A 410-nucleotide genomic window follows, 5' to 3' on the forward strand; every position below is an offset into this window, starting at 1 on the left:
GTGTAGAAAATAATTCCGACACTTGTTAAAATAAATAATGAAAGCAGTGCATAGAATCTTCCAAAGTCCCTGTTCAGCTGGAAAAAGAAACCGATCAATCCTAAGATTAAGGGTAAAAAGAAGAATTTAACCGTACTTTCATTCTTGAATTTTGCAGGCATTTTATCCTGGTTCCCAAGCAGTGCATTATCGATGAAAGGAATTCCGGAGATCCAGTTTCCTTTGGTGTTTTCCATATTTCCTTCAAGATCATTTTGTCTTCCCACGAAGTTCCACATCAGGTATCTTACAAAATAATACCCATTCTGGAATGTAATGAAATAGTCCATATTCTGAGCCAGTGAAGGCTTCTGAACATTGATCAGGTTGTAAGGTTTCACTTTCAGGTAATCAGCTGCCGTAATGGATTT

1 pseudogene is annotated in these 410 nt (G+C 37.1%); it reads right to left on the reverse strand.

The features are described 5' to 3' along the window. Positions 1 to 410, reverse strand: a pseudogene (locus LC418_RS20870) (DUF2723 domain-containing protein); the annotation flags it as partial.

Origin of the sequence: Chryseobacterium lathyri, from assembly GCF_019970085.1 — a bacterium.
GTDB classification, from domain to species: Bacteria; Bacteroidota; Bacteroidia; order Flavobacteriales; family Weeksellaceae; genus Chryseobacterium; species Chryseobacterium lathyri.